The sequence below is a fragment of the Streptomyces sp. NPDC058691 genome (assembly GCF_042714775.1).
Lineage (GTDB): Bacteria > Actinomycetota > Actinomycetes > Streptomycetales > Streptomycetaceae > Actinacidiphila.
The window spans coordinates 123,203-138,907 of sequence record NZ_JBHXSO010000008.1 but is presented as its reverse complement, the minus strand read 5'-3'; the positions used below and the strand labels follow the sequence as shown (position 1 = coordinate 138,907).

14 protein-coding genes are annotated in these 15,705 nt (G+C 72.2%); 8 read left to right on the top strand and 6 right to left on the bottom strand.

The window, feature by feature from the left end; genetic code table 11:
* The first annotated feature begins 105 nt into the window (after nucleotides 1-105).
* Entirely contained in the window at nucleotides 106-2,940 is a 2,835-nt protein-coding gene (locus ACFWVC_RS08370) for a DEAD/DEAH box helicase (RefSeq protein WP_384280393.1), read from the top strand.
* Nucleotides 2,941-3,024: 84 nt separating this feature from the next.
* Here ACFWVC_RS08370 and ACFWVC_RS08365 read toward each other — a convergent pair whose 3' ends face one another.
* The gene (locus ACFWVC_RS08365) at nucleotides 3,025-3,723 is read right to left on the bottom strand and encodes an SDR family NAD(P)-dependent oxidoreductase (protein WP_384280391.1); all 699 of its coding nucleotides are present in this window, start codon (nucleotides 3,721-3,723) and stop codon (nucleotides 3,025-3,027) included.
* Nucleotides 3,724-3,813: 90 nt separating this feature from the next.
* Here ACFWVC_RS08365 and ACFWVC_RS08360 point away from each other — a divergent pair, with 90 nt between their 5' ends.
* The gene (locus tag ACFWVC_RS08360; RefSeq protein WP_384280388.1) at nucleotides 3,814-4,698 is read left to right on the top strand and encodes a helix-turn-helix transcriptional regulator; all 885 of its coding nucleotides are present in this window, start codon (nucleotides 3,814-3,816) and stop codon (nucleotides 4,696-4,698) included.
* A 133-nt stretch (nucleotides 4,699-4,831) separates the two neighbouring features.
* Nucleotides 4,832-5,521, top strand: a complete 690-nt coding sequence (locus ACFWVC_RS08355; RefSeq protein WP_384280387.1) for a TetR/AcrR family transcriptional regulator — start codon at nucleotides 4,832-4,834, stop codon at nucleotides 5,519-5,521.
* On the opposite strand, the gene ACFWVC_RS08350 is transcribed toward ACFWVC_RS08355, so the two are convergent.
* The 3 genes from ACFWVC_RS08350 to ACFWVC_RS08340 all read right to left on the bottom strand — a co-directional run bounded on the left by ACFWVC_RS08350 (nucleotide 5,466) and on the right by ACFWVC_RS08340 (nucleotide 7,620).
* A complete protein-coding gene (locus ACFWVC_RS08350; protein ID WP_384280385.1) occupies nucleotides 5,466-6,464 on the bottom strand; it encodes an ADP-ribosylglycohydrolase family protein in 999 nt (332 codons plus the stop codon). The two genes, ACFWVC_RS08355 and ACFWVC_RS08350, sit on opposite strands and share 56 nt — an antisense overlap.
* 68 nt (nucleotides 6,465-6,532) lie before the next feature.
* Nucleotides 6,533-6,862 carry a hypothetical protein gene (locus ACFWVC_RS08345; protein WP_384280383.1) on the bottom strand — a complete coding sequence of 110 codons (330 nt, stop codon included), beginning with the start codon at nucleotides 6,860-6,862 and terminating at the stop codon, nucleotides 6,533-6,535.
* Between the two features lie 533 nt (nucleotides 6,863-7,395).
* Nucleotides 7,396-7,620 carry a DUF397 domain-containing protein gene (locus ACFWVC_RS08340; protein ID WP_384280381.1) on the bottom strand — a complete coding sequence of 75 codons (225 nt, stop codon included), beginning with the start codon at nucleotides 7,618-7,620 and terminating at the stop codon, nucleotides 7,396-7,398.
* 173 nt (nucleotides 7,621-7,793) lie between these two features.
* Between ACFWVC_RS08340 and ACFWVC_RS08335 the strand changes: the two genes are divergently transcribed.
* The 3 genes from ACFWVC_RS08335 to ACFWVC_RS08325 all read left to right on the top strand — a co-directional run bounded on the left by ACFWVC_RS08335 (nucleotide 7,794) and on the right by ACFWVC_RS08325 (nucleotide 10,533).
* On the top strand, nucleotides 7,794-8,489 hold the full coding sequence (locus ACFWVC_RS08335; protein WP_384280379.1) for a PadR family transcriptional regulator: 696 nt from the start codon (nucleotides 7,794-7,796) through the stop codon (nucleotides 8,487-8,489).
* 215 nt (nucleotides 8,490-8,704) lie between these two features.
* Nucleotides 8,705-9,742 carry an ATP-binding cassette domain-containing protein gene (locus tag ACFWVC_RS08330; protein ID WP_384280377.1) on the top strand — a complete coding sequence of 346 codons (1,038 nt, stop codon included), beginning with the start codon at nucleotides 8,705-8,707 and terminating at the stop codon, nucleotides 9,740-9,742.
* Nucleotides 9,739-10,533 carry an ABC transporter permease gene (locus ACFWVC_RS08325; protein WP_384280375.1) on the top strand — a complete coding sequence of 265 codons (795 nt, stop codon included), beginning with the start codon at nucleotides 9,739-9,741 and terminating at the stop codon, nucleotides 10,531-10,533. The genes ACFWVC_RS08330 and ACFWVC_RS08325 overlap by 4 nt, the downstream gene beginning before the upstream one ends.
* Nucleotides 10,534-10,639: 106 nt before the next feature.
* Here ACFWVC_RS08325 and ACFWVC_RS08320 read toward each other — a convergent pair whose 3' ends face one another.
* Nucleotides 10,640-11,494, bottom strand: a complete 855-nt coding sequence (locus tag ACFWVC_RS08320) for a siderophore-interacting protein (RefSeq protein ID WP_384280372.1) — start codon at nucleotides 11,492-11,494, stop codon at nucleotides 10,640-10,642.
* A 137-nt stretch (nucleotides 11,495-11,631) separates the two neighbouring features.
* Nucleotides 11,632-12,549 carry a 5'-3' exonuclease H3TH domain-containing protein gene (locus ACFWVC_RS08315; protein WP_384280464.1) on the bottom strand — a complete coding sequence of 306 codons (918 nt, stop codon included), beginning with the start codon at nucleotides 12,547-12,549 and terminating at the stop codon, nucleotides 11,632-11,634.
* Nucleotides 12,550-12,733: 184 nt separating this feature from the next.
* Between ACFWVC_RS08315 and ACFWVC_RS08310 the strand changes: the two genes are divergently transcribed.
* On the top strand, nucleotides 12,734-13,855 hold the full coding sequence (locus tag ACFWVC_RS08310) for a glycine betaine/L-proline ABC transporter ATP-binding protein (protein WP_384280463.1): 1,122 nt from the start codon (nucleotides 12,734-12,736) through the stop codon (nucleotides 13,853-13,855).
* Entirely contained in the window at nucleotides 13,848-15,656 is a 1,809-nt protein-coding gene (locus ACFWVC_RS08305) for an ABC transporter permease/substrate binding protein (RefSeq protein WP_384280370.1), read from the top strand. Before ACFWVC_RS08310 ends, ACFWVC_RS08305 begins: the two co-directional genes overlap by 8 nt.
* The last annotated feature ends 49 nt before the right edge of the window (nucleotides 15,657-15,705 follow it).

The following is a 15,705-nucleotide window of genomic DNA, read 5'->3' as shown; positions in this document are numbered from 1 at the left end:
ATTCTTCGCAAACCGGACGTGAGTCGTCCCGTGGAGACGGGCAGGGTGCGCGGACGGTAAAAGATCAGTCGGGTGTCAGTGGTGCCGGGTAGTCTCGTTTTCAAGATGAACGACGAGATGTCTCCCGCCGAGCGCTACGCGGCGTCCAAGGTCCGGGCCGCCGAGCAGGCCACCGCACTCGCGGGCTTCCGCGAGCTGTACGACTTCGCCCTGGACCCCTTCCAGATCGACGCCTGCCGGGCGCTGGAGGAGGGCAAGGGCGTGCTGGTGGCCGCGCCCACCGGATCGGGCAAGACCATCGTGGGCGAGTTCGCCGTCCACCTGGCCCTGCGCGAGGGCCGCAAGTGCTTCTACACCACGCCCATCAAGGCGCTGTCGAACCAGAAGTTCACCGACATGGTCAAGCGCTACGGCGCCGAGCGCGTCGGCCTGCTCACCGGTGACAACAGCGTCAACGGCGACGCACCCATCGTGGTCATGACCACCGAGGTGCTGCGCAACATGCTCTACGCGGGCTCCCAGGCGCTCGACGGCCTCGGCTACGTGGTCATGGACGAGGTGCACTACCTGTCCGACCGCTTCCGCGGCGCGGTGTGGGAGGAGGTCATCATCCACCTCCCGCAGTCCGTGACGCTGGTGTCGCTGTCCGCGACCGTCTCCAACGCCGAGGAGTTCGGCGACTGGCTCGACACCGTGCGCGGCGACACCGAGGTCATCGTCTCCGAGCACCGCCCCGTTCCGCTGTGGCAGCACGTGCTGGCGGGCCGCCGGATGTACGACCTCTTCGAGGAGCGGCAGGGCGCCACCGGCCCCGCCCCCCAGCGCGCGGTCAACCCGGACCTGGTGCGCCTGGCCCGCATGGAGAACCAGCGCGCCTTCAACGGCCGCGACCGCCGCGCCGGCAAGGTGCGCGAGGCCGACCGCGAGCGGGACCGGCGCCAGCAGCGCCGGGTCTGGACGCCCAGCCGGGCCGAGGTCATCGAACGGCTGGACGCCGAGGGGCTGCTGCCCGCGATCACGTTCATCTTCAGCCGGGCCGGCTGCGAATCCGCCGTCCAGCAGTGCCTGTACGCCGGGCTCCGGCTCAACAGCGACGAGAACCGGGCCAAGGTCCGGGCCATCGTCGAGGAACGCACCAAGTCCATCCCCGACGAGGACCTGCACGTCCTCGGCTACTTCGAGTGGCTGGAGGGCCTGGAGCGGGGCATCGCCGCGCACCACGCGGGCATGCTGCCGACCTTCAAGGAGGTCGTCGAGGAACTCTTCGTCAAGGGCCTGGTCAAGGCGGTCTTCGCCACCGAGACGCTGGCGCTGGGCATCAACATGCCCGCGCGCTCCGTCGTCATGGAGAAACTCGTCAAGTGGAACGGCGAGACCCACGCCGACGTCACTCCCGGCGAGTACACCCAGCTCACCGGGCGGGCCGGCCGCCGCGGCATCGATGTCGAGGGCCACGCCGTCGTGCTGTGGCAGCGCGCCTTCGACCCGGCGCACCTGGCGGGCCTGGCCGGCACGCGCACGTATCCGCTGCGGTCGTCCTTCAAGCCCTCGTACAACATGGCGGTCAACCTGGTCGGCCAGTTCGGGCGGCACCGCTCTCGGGAGCTGCTGGAGACCTCCTTCGCGCAGTTCCAGGCGGACCGCTCGGTGGTGGGCATCTCCCGGCAGGTGCAGCGCAACGAGGAGGGTCTCGAGGGCTACAAGGCCTCCATGACCTGCCATCTCGGCGACTTCGACGAGTACATGTCGCTGCGCCGGCAGCTCAAGGACCGCGAGGCGGAACTGTCCCGCCACGGGGCCAACCAGCGGCGGGCGGCCGCCGCCGAGGCGCTGGAGAAGCTGCGGCCCGGCGACATCATCCACGTCCCGTCCGGCAAGTTCGCGGGCCTCGCTCTCGTTCTGGACCCCGGCGTGCCGGCCGGCCGCAGCCCCGGCCAGCACAACCGGCACGACCAGTTCCACCAGGACGGTCCGCGCCCGCTGGTGCTGACCGCCGAGCGCCAGGTCAAGCGGCTCGCGCAGATGGACTTCCCGGTGCCGGTCGAGCCGCTGGACCGGATGCGGATCCCGAAGTCCTTCAACCCGCGCAGCCCGCAGTCCCGCCGCGACCTCGCGTCCGCCATGCGATCCAAGGCCGGTACGGCCGGCATCGCGCCGCAGCGGCCGCGCCGCGAGCGCTCCGCCGCCGCGGACGACACCGAGATCGCCCGGCTGCGCACCGCCATCCGCGCGCACCCCTGCCACGGCTGCGACGAGCGCGAGGACCACGCCCGTTGGTCCGAGCGCTACCAGCGGCTCGCGCGCGACACCAAGCAGCTGGAGCGGCGCATCGAGGGGCGGACGAACACCATCGCCCGCACCTTCGACCGCATTTGCGCCCTGCTCACCGACCTCGGCTACCTGGAGGCCGACCAGGTCACTCCCGACGGACGCAGGCTCGGCCGGCTCTACGGCGAACTCGACCTGCTCGCCAGCGAATGCCTGCGCGACGGCGTGTGGGAGGGCCTCGACCCCGCCGAACTCGCCGCCTGCGCCTCGGCCCTGGTCTACGAGTCGCGGTCCGCCGACGACGCGCTGCCGCCGCGGCTGCCGTCCGGCAACGCCAAGCAGGCGCTCGGCGAGATGGTCCGCATCTGGGGCCGCCTGGACGCGCTGGAGGAGGAGCACCGCATCAACCAGGCCGAGGGCGTCGGCCAGCGCGAGCCCGACCTCGGCTTCGCCTGGTCCGCCTACCGCTGGGCCTCCGGCCACGGCCTCGACGCGGTGCTGCGCGACGCGGACATGCCGGCCGGCGACTTCGTGCGGTGGACCAAGCAACTCATCGACGTGCTCGGCCAGATCGCCGGCGCGGCCCCGGAGGGCGGCCAGGTGCGGCGCAACGCCCGCAAGGCGGTCGACGGACTGCTCCGCGGCGTCGTGGCCTACTCCTCGGTGGGGTGAGCCCCAGCCGTCTCCGCCTGCCTGTCGCCGGAGTGCGAACGTGAACGTGCGCGCTGAGACGGCTCCGACGGCTCTGGCGGCGGTTCAGGACCAGTCGATCGGGCCGTCGCGGTCGATGAAGCGTCCCGAGCCGGCGCCGGGCCCTTCGGTCGCGAGGCGGACGATCGCGTCGGTGCCTTCGGTGACGGACTGCGGGCCGCTGTGGCCGTTGAGATCGGTCGCCGTGTAGCCGGGATCGGCGGCGTTGACGCGAATGCCCTCAAGGCCCTTGGCGTACTGGGTCGTCAGCATGGTGAGGGCCGCCTTCGAGGCGGTGTAGAGGGGCGCGACCACCGAGGACTCGATTCGTGAGGTGTCGTGGGTGATGGCGAGCGACCCCATCCCGCTGCTGACGTTGACGATGACCGGGTCCGGCGACCGGCGCAGCAGCGGGAGGAAGGCAGCGGTCGTCCGGACCACGCCGAAGACGTTGACGTCGAAGACGCCCAGGGCGTCCGGGCCGGTCAGCTCGCCGGGATCGCCGTGCGGACCGTGGACGCCGGCGTTGTTGATCAGAACGTCGATCACGCCCTCGTGTGCGGCGACGTCGGCTGCCGCGGCGCTGACGGAAGCGTCGTCGGTGACATCGATACGGACGAATCGGGCGCCCAGCCCGGCGGCGGCCGCACCGCCCCGTTCCGGGTCGCGGGCTCCCATGATCACGGTGTGGCCGAGTGCGATGAGGCGGCGGGCGGTTTCGTGGCCGAGCCCTTTGTTGGCTCCGGTGATGAACGTGGTGGTCATGAGTTGATCGTCGCCGACGCACAGGTGCCCGGCCAGGGACGTTCTGCCCGTAGGAATGCCAGTACCACCGACGGGATGGGTTGAGGCAGGATGGATGACATGGCGGCGAAGGACGGGGCTGGGCTGGGCACGACGATCCGCGCCTGGCGGGACCGGCTGTCCCCGTCGGCCGTTCCGGCACCGCCGCCGGGCCGCACGCGCCGTGCGGCGGGGCTCCGCCGCGAGGAACTGGCCGAACGCGCCGGCATGTCGGTCGATTACCTGGTGCGCCTGGAGCAGGGGCGGGCCACGGCCCCCTCGGTGCAGGTGGTCGCCTCCCTCGCCAGCGCCCTGCAACTGTCCACCACGGAACGTGATCACCTCTACCGCATGGCCGGGCTGGCCCCTCCGAATGACGATCCGATCCCTGACGGCATCCCGAGGGGCGTCCACCGCGTGCTGAACCGGCTCGGAGACGTCGCGGTCGCCGTCTTCGCCGCGGACTGGCGAATGATCTGGTGGAATCACGGCTGGGCCGCGCTGCTCGGCGATCCGTCGGACACGCCGGCGGAACTGCGCAACTTCGCCCGCGAGAGATTCCCGGTGGGTTCCGGCGAGGCGCGCATCGCCTTGTGGCCGGTCTCCGTGCGGGACAGGGAAGGTTCGGACCTCGCCATCGTGTCCGACCTGCGCCGCGCCACCGGCCGCTTTCCCCATGACGCGCGTCTGGCGGAGCTGATCCGGGTGCTGACCGAGGGCAATCGGGAATTCGCCCGGCTGTGGGCGAGCGGCACTGTGGCCGCGCACCGCGAGGACCGCAAGACGATCGGGCATCCTCGGGTCGGGCCCGTGGAAGTGGACTGCGATGTCCTGACCGACGGCGATTCCGATCTGAAGATCGTGATCCTGACCGCCTCGCCCGGCAGCGCGGACGAGGCCAAGTTGCGGCTCGCCATGGCTGCCGGCATCGACAGCGCGCCCTCTTCCGTCATTTGACGGTACGTCACTGAAGCGGTGTGGGTCTTCGGCCGCGTGACGCCGAGGGTTCGAGGGGTTCCGGGTCCGCGGAAGGGGACGGCAGCACGGCGTGGCCGGGCCGGGGCCGGGACGGCTGTGCGAGCATCGGGTGATGAGCGGTACGGGACGGCGGGTCGGGCGGCCGCGGGCGCAGGCGCGGCCGGAGAGCGGGTTGCCCACCCGGGAAGAGCTGCTGGAAGCGGCGGCGGAGCTGTTCACGACGCGGGGCTACGCGGCCACGACGACGCGTGCGGTCGCCGACCTGGCCGGATTGCGGCAGGCCTCGATGTACCACTACTTCGCCGGCAAAGAGGATCTGCTCGCCGCGCTGCTCGAGGGCACGGTGGGCCCTTCCCTGAAGCTGGCCGCCCTCCTGACCGGCCGGGACGACGCGTCCGCCGAGGCGCGGCTGTGGGCGCTGTGCCGTGCGGACGTGGCGCTGCTGTGCGACGGGCCGCACAATCTGGGCGTTTTGTATCTGCTCCCCGAGGTGGTGCGGGCCGAGCGCTTCGCCGGGTTCCGTGCGGTACGGGACGAGCTCAAAGCCGCCTACGCCGCGCTGCTGGCCGCCACCTCGGCCGGTGCGCGACTGCCGCCCGCGGCGTTCGCCGTCCGCGCGGACCTCGTGTTCGGCCTCATCGAGGGCGTGATCCTGATCCGCCGCGAGGCACCGATCCCCGACGCCGAGGCGTTCGCCTCCGCGACGGCTGACGCCGCCCTGCGGGTCGCCGGCTGCCCGGAGGAGGTCATGGCCCGCTTGCACCGGGAGGGCGAGGCGCTGCTGGCCGCGTGCAGTGCGTGAGGCGCGCGGCCAGGTCCACCAGGTCCGGCAGGCGCAGGACCCGCCCCGGCCACCCGGGCATCGGCACGTGCAGGGGGTCGGTCCACCGCGCCGGGACCGCCCCGAGTCCGTGGACCGCGCCCGCCAGCGTGCCGGTGACCGCGGCGACCGTGTCGGTGTCGCCGCCGAGGTCGATCGCCGCGCGCACCGCGTCCTCGTAGCAGCCGGTCGTCCGCACCGCCCAGAGCGCGGAGCCGAGGCAGGGCCAGACCGCGCCGTTGAACTCCGTGGCCAGGCGCGGGTGCCAGTCCGGCGCGAGCACGGTGGCCCACCGCTGCCGGAAGGGGTCGGCCACCTGCGCCAGGGCGTCGGCCACAGTCGCGGGCGCGACCGGGTCGCCGCCGTCGAGGGCGACGCGCACCAGGTCGTGGAGGATCGCGCTGCCCTCCCAGGCGGCGCGGTCGCCGTGGGTGAGGGCGGCGACCCGGCGGGCGGCGTCCAGGGAGGCCGCCCGCCCGTGCCCGGCGAAGTGGACGGCCGCGGGGGCCGCGCGCATCAGGGCGCCGTTGCCCGCCGCCCGGTGATGGGTCCGGTAGTGCGAGGCGGCGGCCAGGTCCCAGGGTTCGCCCGAGGTGAGGACGACCTCGGTCTGCAGCCCGATGTCCTTGGGATCCGCGGCCGCCCAGCGCCGGAAGCGGGTGAAGAGGTCGGGCAGGTCCAGCGTCCCCCGTTCCAGCAGGGAGTCCGCGACCAGCACGGCCATCTGCGTGTCGTCCGTGGCCTCGCCGGGATCCCAGCCGCCGCCCCCGCACATCTCGCCCCCGCCGCCCGCATGTGGAAAGCGCGCACGTGGGAAGCGCGCACTGAACGCGCCCTCCGGGCCGAACTCGAAGGGCGCGCCCAGTGCGTCGCCGACCGCCGAGCCCACGACGGCGCCGGCGGCTCTTTCCGTACGTTCCGTCACATCGTCAGCCTACGAACCCTCAGGCCGGGGGTGGGCGGCGGGCCGACGGGCAGGGGTCTGCCGGGGAGTCAGCAGAACCGGTTCCAACCGGAGTTGTAGCCGTCGCGGTAGCCCCTCCGGTAGTCGCGGTTGTCGCGCCGGGGGTCGTAGGAGTCCCGGTAGTCGCGGCAGCGCGGCCGGGAGTCGCGAGAGTCCTGACGCCCGTCGTCGTAGCCGTCCCTGAAGCCCCGCCAGTACCTGTCGTTGGATGCCTGCGGGGCCATGGTGTCGGAGGACGGGGCCGCGGCCGCCGCTGCCGGCGTGGCCGCGGCGGCTTGCGACGCCGTGGCCGGCAGGAACGCCACGGCACCTGCCGCCACCGGGGCAACGAGCAGGGCGAGAAACTGCTGTGCGCGCATGATGTCCCCTTCCGGAAGCCGGAACGCGCATGTGACGCGCCGTCCTGGCCGAGGCGGCCGATGCGGCGGCCTGCCGGGCGGACGCGGTGGAGAAGCCGAGGTGTGCCATCGTCAAAAGGTGGGCCGGAGCCGTGTCCTTCGTGGCCGGGGCACCGTCGGCACTGTCCGTTCTTCGACCGTAGCGAGACGGGTGTGATGTGTCCACTTGTGGGTGGATTGTCTTGTGGGGCGGGTGGGTTGGAGTCGCAACCACCACGGCCACCGGGTCCACCGGGTCCACCGGGTCCGCCGGGGGCGGCGCGGGGCGCCCTCGCGGCGCGGACACCAAACGGCCCCTGGAGCTGTCTCCAGAGGCCTGCTGTCATGTCTTCGGTCGGTGCCTCACGCGGTGCAACGGCACGCGCTGCGCGAGCTGATACGTCAACGGCCCGGCCGGCCGTGCGAGTCGGCGCACTTGGGGGCCCGTTCACGGGCCCTGACGATCGACCTCGGTGAGCCGGCCCACCAAGCGCGGGGTGGTACGTGAGGGGGGCCTAGCCGAATTCGCCCTCGCGCACACCGTCCCGGAACGCTGCCCACTCACCCGCCGTGAACCGCAGTGGCGGCAGCTCCGTGTTGTTCGAGTCGCGGATGGCGACGGCGCCGTCGCCGAGGTCTGCCACCTCGACGCAGTCGACCCGGTAGGGGCTCTTGCTGCTCTTGATCCAGCGCGCTTCCGTCAGGTCGCGCGTGTACAGTTCCGACTTTCTCGCTTGCATCAGAAACTCCGTTCGAGATTCGATCGGATCTTCCCCCTTCCCACCCTTGTCCCGTCCCTCCGCCTCCGCAACCGGCGGGGGTCGACGCGCGCATTCGCGATGTATCGCGCTTGTCAGGTCACGATACTCGCGATATGTTCGGCCACGGATATACGGAAGCGAGGTGTGCGGGCATGGCGACGCGGCGCAAGCTCGGCAATCCCCTGGCGCTGGCCGTGATGGCGACGCTCGGCGAGCGGCCCATGCACCCGTACGAGATTGCGCAGGTGCTCCGGCAGCGGGGCAAGGAGCAGAGCATCAAGATCAATTACGGCTCGCTCTACACCGTCGTCCAGAACCTCGAGAAGCACGGTTTCGTGGAGGTCACCGGCGTCCAGCGGCAGGGCAACCGCCCCGAGCGCACGCTGTACGGCCTCACCGACGCCGGCCGCGAGGAGATGCACGACTGGCTCTCCGACCTGGTCGCCGTCCCCGTCCGCGAGTACCCGTCCTTCGAGGCCGCCCTGTCGTTGCTGCTCGTCCTGCCCGCCGACGAGGTGGTCGGGCTGCTCACGGAGCGGGTGGCCAAGCTGGAGGTCCAGGCGGCCGCCGTCCACGGCGTGCTCGCCCGGCTCCGCCGCGACCTGCCCAGGGTGTTCCTCATCGAGACCGAGTACCAGGTCCACATGATCGAGGCCGAGGCGGCCTGGATCCGCGGCTTCCTGGACGACCTCGACAAGGGCGCCGTCTCCGGGGCGTCCGAGTGGCGGCACTGGCAGGCGACCGGCGAGATGCCGGACACCTGGACCGGGATCGACGAGCTGACCCGGGACGGCGCGGCCGCCCGCCACTTCAGGGAGGAACTGGACAAGCTCACACCCCCGGAATGAGAGAACCCCCGGTGGGCCGCTGCGGGAACAGCGGCCCACCGGGGGCGGAACCCCGGACCGGACACCCGCGGGAACGAATGCCAGGCGATCGAGGTGCGGCACACCCAGAGTAGCCCGGCACTCCTCCTGTCGATCGGTCCGTCGCAGCACACCGACACACACCGAGACGCATCGATATGTCGACACATCGACACAGACAGGCGGAGGAATCTGTCATGAGTACCCGCGCGCCCGCGATCGCGGCGCACGACCTCGTCAAGACCTATCCCGGGGACGTCCGGGCTCTGGACGGCATGGGCATCACCGTGGAGCCCGGCACCGTCTTCGGACTGCTGGGCCCCAACGGCGCCGGCAAGTCCACCACCGTCAAGATCCTGACCACTCTGGCCCGGCCCGACTCGGGAACGGCCGTCGTGGCCGGTCACGACGCGCTGCGCCACCCGGACCGGGTACGGCGCGCCATCGGCGTCGTCGCCCAGAAGTCCGGTGCCGACCCGGTCGCCACCGGCGCGGAGAACCTGCTGCTGCAGGGCCGGCTGTACGGCCTGCGCGGCGCCGGCCTCACCGGCCGGGTCGAGGAACTGCTGGCCCGATTCGACCTCGTCGACGCCGCCAAGCGCCAGGTCAAGACGTACTCCGGGGGCATGCAGCGGCGTCTGGACGTCGCGCTCGGCCTGGTCCACCGGCCCGAGGTGCTCTTCCTCGACGAGCCGACCACCGGTCTGGACCCGGAGGCGCGCACCGCGATGTGGGAGGAGATCACCCGGCTCGCCGGCGACGACGGGCTGACCATCCTGCTCACCACCCACTACCTGGAGGAGGCCGACCGGCTCGCCGAGCGCGTCGCGATCGTCGACCGCGGCCGGGTGGTCGCGGAGGGCACTCCCGACGGGCTCAAGGGCGAACTGCGCGGCGACGCCGTGCACGTGGAGCTGCGCGAGCCGGCCGGTCCGGTCGACGCCCATCTGCTGGAGACCGCGCTGACCGAGTTCGCGGGCGTACGGGAGGCGGTGCTCGACGGGCGCCGGCTCAGCGCCCGCGCCGACGACGGCGGTGCCGCGGTGCCGCAGGTGCTCGCCGTCCTGGAGCGCGAGGGGGCTGCCGTCGCCTCCGTCACCGTCGCCCGCCCCTCGCTGGACGACGTCTATCTGCGCTATGCCGGACGCCGTTTCGCCGATGCCGACGCCGGTACCTCCTCCGGCGCGGCCGCCGGCGCCCCCAACGTCCCCGCGACCGCCGGTGGTGCGCGATGAGCGCGATGACCGCGACGGGCACGGCCCTCACGCAGACCTGGTACATGACGCAGCGTCAGCTGATGGCGGTCTTGCGTCAGCCCGCCTACCTGCTCATCACCTTGGTGCAGCCGGTGATCTGGCTCTTCCTCTTCGGCGGGCTCTTCCGCCGGGTGGTGGAGCTGCCCGGTTTCGGCGGGGGCTCCTACCTGGACTACCTCGTGCCGGGCGTCGTCGTGATGAGCGCGCTGTCCTCCAACATGTGGGCCGGGATGGGCACTTTGGAGGAGATCGAGCGTGGGACCCTCAACCGGTTCCTGACCACCCCGGCCAGCCGGGCCGCCCTGATCAACGGCAACGTGGTCGCACAGGGGCTGAGCACCGCCGTGCAGTCGGTCGTCATCGTGGCTCTGGGCAGGCTCGGCGGCGCCGAGTACCCCGGCGGGGTCGTCGGACTGCTGGTGCTGTTCGTGGCGTCGGTGCTGCTCGGCACGCTGGTGGGGGCCTTCTCCAACGCCATGGGGATGCTGGTGCGGCAGCGCGAGAGCATCATCGGGATCAACACCTTCCTGCTGCTGCCGCTGACGTTCCTGTCGTCCGCCTTCATGGCGCCCGCGCTGATGCCGCCCTGGATGCGGCACGTCGCGGACTTCAACCCGATGAACTGGGCGCTGGTCGGGGGCCGTTCGGCGATGGCCGACACTCCCGACTGGGGCGGTGTGCTCAGCCGGGGCGGCGCGCTGGCCGTCGCCGCGGTCGCCGCGGTGTGGCTGTCGACCCGCACCTTCCGCGCGTACCAGAAGTCGGTCTGAGCCCGCCCTCTCCAGGACGACGGCGAGGCGTGACCCCCTGCGGTCGGGGGTCACGCCTCGTGCGTACCTGCGTACCTGCGTCCGCGCGGGCGGGCGGTCGGCGGTGTCAGGAGGCCAGGGCCGTCGGGACTTCCTGCTCCTCCTCCACCCGGCGGTTCCAGTCCGCCTTGGAGGCCTGCCAGCCGTCCTCGTCGTGGCCGGCGCGCCAGTAGCCGGAGATCGACAGCCGCTCGCGCGGCACCCCGTGCTCGACGCGCAGCAGCCGGCGCAGCTGCTTGACGAAGCCTGCCTCGCCGTGGACGAAGGCCTGCAGGTCCCCCGCCGGGAACTCCAGCGCGTGCACCGCGCGGAGCAGGGCCTCGCCGACGCGGCCGGTGCCTCGGTGCACCCACGTGATCTCGGCGTCCCCGGGGGTGGGGAGCTTCTGCTCCTCCTCCGGCCCGGCGACCTCCACGAACACATGGGCGCGGGCGCCCTCGGGCAGTCGTTCCAGCGAGGCGGCGATGGCGGGCAGCGCGCTCTCGTCGCCCACCAGCAGATGCCAGTCGGCCGCCGCGTCGGGCACATACGCGCCGCCGGGGCCGAGGAAGAGGATCTCCTCCCCGGGCCGGACGCGGGCGGCCCACGGGCCGGCCAGGCCCTCGTCGCCGTGCAGCACGAAGTCGACGGTCAGCTCGCAGGCCTCGGCGTCCCAGCGGCGCACGGTGTACGTCCGGGTGCGCGGCCACTGCTCGCGCGGGAACTCGGCGCGGATCGCCTGGATGTCGAAGGGCTCCGGGTAGCTGACGCCCTCGGCCGGGAAGAGCAGCTTGATGTAGTGGTCGCTCCAGTCGCCCACGGGAAAGCCCGCGAGTGACCCGCCGCCGAGCACCACACGGATCATGTGGGGGGTCAGCCGTTCCACGTGCTGCACCTGCGCGCGGTTGAGCTGCGGCTTCCTGCGCACCGGACGGTCTGCCATGAACACACTCCTCACGATGGTTAGGCAAGCCTAACTCATGGTCACCCCGGAATGCGACGACTACCGGGAAGGTCTTGCGTTCTCATCGGCCCCCGGGCCCCCGACTCCCGCCCCCCTGACTCCCGACCCCCGCCGCCTCAGCCCGCCTGCGCGGCCCCCAGCACCGTGAGCAGCCGCTGCAGCGCACCGCCCAGCCCCCAGCGCTCGCCCAGAGCCGCCAACTCCCGCGGGTGGCGCGGCTCGCGCGGGAGCCGCGGGTCGAAGGCGGGCAGCGGCACGTCGCCGGCGACGTGGACGACCTTGGGCGCGACGGCGACATAGTCCGCCGCCTCCTGAAGGCGCTTGCGCTGCGCGGGGGTGATCTTCGAGGCGGGGTCGTGGGCGGCGGCCATGATCCCCGCCAGGTCGCCGTACGCGTCCAGCAGCTTGGCCGCGGTCTTCTCGCCGATGCCCGGCACGCCCGGCAGGCCGTCGCTCGGGTCGCCGCGCAGTGTCGCGAGGTCGGCGTAACCGGGGCCGTCCACCCCGTACTTGGCTCGCAGCCAGGCCTCGTCGACCAGGTCCAGCGCGCCGACACCCTTGACCGGATACAGCACGCGCACCCCCCGCGCGTCGTCCACGAGCTGGAACAGGTCGCGGTCGCCGGTGACGATGTCCACCGGCCCGGCCGCCGCCCCCGCCAGGGTCCCGATCACGTCGTCGGCCTCGTACCCCGCGACACCGACCCGGGCGATGCCGAGCGCGTCCAGCACCGCCTCGATCACCGGCACCTGCGGCGACAGCGTGTCCGGTACCTCCTCGATGTCCGAGCCCTGCGGGACTTCCTCGGCGACGCGGTGCGCCTTGTACGAGGGGATCAGGTCCACCCGCCACTGCGGACGCCAGTCGGCGTCCATGCACGCCACCAGGTCACCGGGGGAGTGGTCGGCGACCAGGCGGGCGATGAAGTCCAGCAGACCGCGCACGGCGTTGACCGGCGTGCCGTCCGGGGCGCGCACCGAGTCGGGCACCCCGAAGTACGCGCGGAAGTAGAGGCTGGCGGTGTCGAGGAGCATCAGGCGTCGAGTCACATGCCGATGATGCCGCAGACCTCGGACACCGGAGACACCGTGACCTCGGTCACGGAACGGTTTGCTCCGCTTGTGCCGGGGCAGCCGCCGTCCCGGAGCGGGCCAGGAACGTTCCACGACCTGGGTGCGGGGGCAGCAGGTCGTCCTCCGTACGACCCGAGAGGTGTATGTGTACCGGCTGCAGGCAGAGCATCTGTACAAGGTGTTCGGCCCCGACCCCGAGGACGGCGTGCGTCGTCTGCGGGAGGGTGCCGGACGCGACGAGCTGCGCGAGAGCGGCACGACCGCGGCGGTGATCGACGCCGGCTTCGACGTCCACGAGGGTGAGATCTTCGTCGTCATGGGGCTGTCGGGCTCCGGCAAGTCCACCCTGCTGCGCACGCTCAACGGGCTGCTCCCCCCGACCTCGGGGCGGGTGCTCTTCGACGGCCGCGACCTCACCGCGCTCTCCCCGCGCGAGCTGCGCCGGGTGCGCTCGCACGGCATCAGCATGGTCTTCCAGCACTTCGCGCTCTTCCCGCACCGCAACGTGCTGGAGAACGCCGCGTACGGCCTGGAGGTGCAGGGCGTCGGCCGCAAGGAGCGCGAGGAGCGCGCCGCGCGGGCGCTGGAGCTGACCGGGCTGGCCGGCTGGGGCGACTCCTGGCCCGACGAGCTGTCCGGCGGCATGCAGCAGCGCGTCGGCCTGGCCCGCGCCCTGGCCACCGACGCCGACGTGCTGCTGATGGACGAGTCCTTCAGCGCCCTCGACCCGCTCATCCGCCGCGACATGCAGGACCAGCTCCTGGAACTGCAGCGCGCCCTGAAGAAGACCATCGTCTTCATCACCCACGACCTCAACGAGGCCATGCGCCTCGGCGACCGCGTGGCCGTCATGCGCGACGGCCGCATCGTGCAGATCGGCACGCCGGAGGACATCCTGCTGCGCCCCGCCGACGACTACGTCGCCTCCTTCGTGCACGATGTCGACCGCTCCCGCGTGCTGACCGCCGGCACCGTCATGGAGCCGCCGTCCGGCCCGGACGCCGGCGGCTGCCGCTGCGAGAGCGTCGAGCCGCGGACCCCGCTCGTCGACGTCCTCCCCGTCAGCGCCCGCGTGCCGCACCCGGTCGCCGTCCGCGACAAGAACGGGGATCTGGTCGGCGTCGTCGCCCAGGAGCGGCTGCTCGCCTGCCTCGGCTCGTACGACGGGCCGCCCGCCGCCTGCACCGACGAGGCCGCGCCGGACGCGCCGGACATGGCCGCGCCCGGTGCGCCCGCGCAGGCCCCGAAGGAGGCGGCGCGTGCCTAGGCTGCCCCTCGGCGACTGGACGGACAGCGCCGTCACCTTCCTGCGCGACCATTTCGGTCCGCTCTTCGACCTCATCAGCGGGGTCGTCTCCGGCATGTACGACGGCCTGGACGCCGTCCTGCAGGCCCCCGCGCCGCTGCTGCTCGCCGGCATCCTGGCCGTCCTGGCGCTGTGGCTGCGCGGGGTGACCGCGGGGGTGCTGTCGTTCGCGGGCCTGGCCGTCGTGGTCTCCGTCCAGCAGTGGGACGAGGCCATGGACACCCTGTCCCTGGTGCTCGTCGCCACCGTCATCACCATCGTGCTGGCCGTGCCGCTGGGCATCTGGTCGGCGCGCAACCGCACCGTCTCCGCCGCGCTGCGGCCGGTGCTCGACTTCATGCAGACGATGCCCGCCTTCGTCTACCTGATCCCCGGCATCTTCTTCTTCGGCGTCGGCCAGGTGCCCGGCATCATCGCCACCATCGTCTTCTCACTGCCGCCGGGCGTGCGGATGACCGAGCTCGGCATCCGCCAGGTCGACGGCGAACTCGTCGAGGCCGCCGAGGCGTTCGGCACCACCCCGCGCAGCACCCTGCTGCGGGTGCAGCTGCCGCTCGCGCTGCCCACGATCATGGCCGGCGTCAACCAGGTCATCATGCTGGGCCTGTCCATGGTCGTCATCTCCGGCATGGTCGGCGGCGGGGGCCTGGGCGCCTCCGTCTTCACCGCCATCAGCCAGGTCGACATCGGCCTCGGGTTCGAGGCGGGCCTGTCGGTGGTCATCCTCGCCATGTACCTCGACCGCGTCACCGGAGCGCTCGGCAGCCGCGTCTCACCGCTCGGACGGCGCGCGCTCGCGGCGGCCGCCGCCCCGCGCCGGTCCCGGCTGTGGGCCTACCGTCCGCACACCTCCGTGGCCGTCGTCGGCGTCGTCGTCCTCGCGCTCGTCGCCGGCGGCATGAACATGCTCGGCGGCAACGGGGACGACAAGCCCGCCGTCTCCGGCGCCGAGAACGTCGGCAAGGGCCGTCAGGTCGACATCGGCTACATCCCCTGGGACGAGGGCATCGCCTCCACGTACCTGTGGAAGGAACTGCTGGAACGCCGCGGCTACCGGCCGAAGGTCACCCAGTACGACGTCGGCGCGCTCTACACCGGCATGTCCGCCGGCCGGGTCGACTTCGAGACCGACTCCTGGCTCCCCGTCACACACCAGTCGTACTGGGAGAAGTACAAGAACCAACTCGACGACTACGGCTCCTGGTACGGCCCCACCTCCCTGGAGCTCACCGTCCCCTCCTACGTCAAGGGCGTCGACTCGCTCGCCGGCCTCAAGGGGCAGGGCAAGCGGTTCGGCGGCCGGATCATCGGCATCGAGCCCGGCGCCGGGATGATGAAGATGCTCAACGACACGGTCCTGAAGAAGTACGGCCTGGAGGGCGAGTACAAGGTCACCACCGGCTCGACCGCGAGCATGCTGGCCCAGCTCGACCGCTCCATCAAGGCGAAGGAGCCCGTCGTGGTCACCCTGTGGTCCCCGCACTGGGCCTACAGCGAGTTCCCCCTGAAGAAGCTGAAGGACCCGCTCGGCGCCTGGGGCAAGGGCGACGGTATCCACACGCTCGCCCGCGACGGCTTCGCCGCGAAGGAGCCCGCCGTGGCCCGCTGGCTGAAGGACTTCACGCTCAGCGAGAAGGAGCTCACCGGGCTGGAGGCCGCCGTCCACGGCGCCGGCCAGGGCCACGAGCAGGACGGCGTCCGCGACTGGCTCGCCCGGAACCCGTCGGCCGAGAACCGGCTGGCCCCGGTGGGGTCCCGCTGACCCCGCCCGCCTGACCCGCCGCCTGACCCCACGCGCCCCGGACGGCGCG

Excerpts from the sequence above, each read along its gene's own strand:
- ACFWVC_RS08370 (WP_384280393.1), top strand. The coding sequence starts at position 106 with ATGAACGACGAGATGTCTCCCGCCGAGCGCTACGCGGCGTCCAAGGTC.
- ACFWVC_RS08365 (WP_384280391.1), bottom strand. The coding sequence starts at position 3,723 with ATGACCACCACGTTCATCACCGGAGCCAACAAAGGGCTCGGCCACGAA.
- ACFWVC_RS08360 (WP_384280388.1), top strand. The coding sequence starts at position 3,814 with ATGGATGACATGGCGGCGAAGGACGGGGCTGGGCTGGGCACGACGATC.
- ACFWVC_RS08355 (WP_384280387.1), top strand. The coding sequence starts at position 4,832 with ATGAGCGGTACGGGACGGCGGGTCGGGCGGCCGCGGGCGCAGGCGCGG.
- ACFWVC_RS08345 (WP_384280383.1), bottom strand. The coding sequence starts at position 6,862 with ATGCGCGCACAGCAGTTTCTCGCCCTGCTCGTTGCCCCGGTGGCGGCA.
- ACFWVC_RS08340 (WP_384280381.1), bottom strand. The coding sequence starts at position 7,620 with ATGCAAGCGAGAAAGTCGGAACTGTACACGCGCGACCTGACGGAAGCG.
- ACFWVC_RS08335 (WP_384280379.1), top strand. The coding sequence starts at position 7,794 with ATGGCGACGCGGCGCAAGCTCGGCAATCCCCTGGCGCTGGCCGTGATG.
- ACFWVC_RS08330 (WP_384280377.1), top strand. The coding sequence starts at position 8,705 with ATGAGTACCCGCGCGCCCGCGATCGCGGCGCACGACCTCGTCAAGACC.
- ACFWVC_RS08325 (WP_384280375.1), top strand. The coding sequence starts at position 9,739 with ATGAGCGCGATGACCGCGACGGGCACGGCCCTCACGCAGACCTGGTAC.
- ACFWVC_RS08320 (WP_384280372.1), bottom strand. The coding sequence starts at position 11,494 with ATGGCAGACCGTCCGGTGCGCAGGAAGCCGCAGCTCAACCGCGCGCAG.
- ACFWVC_RS08315 (WP_384280464.1), bottom strand. The coding sequence starts at position 12,549 with ATGCTCCTCGACACCGCCAGCCTCTACTTCCGCGCGTACTTCGGGGTG.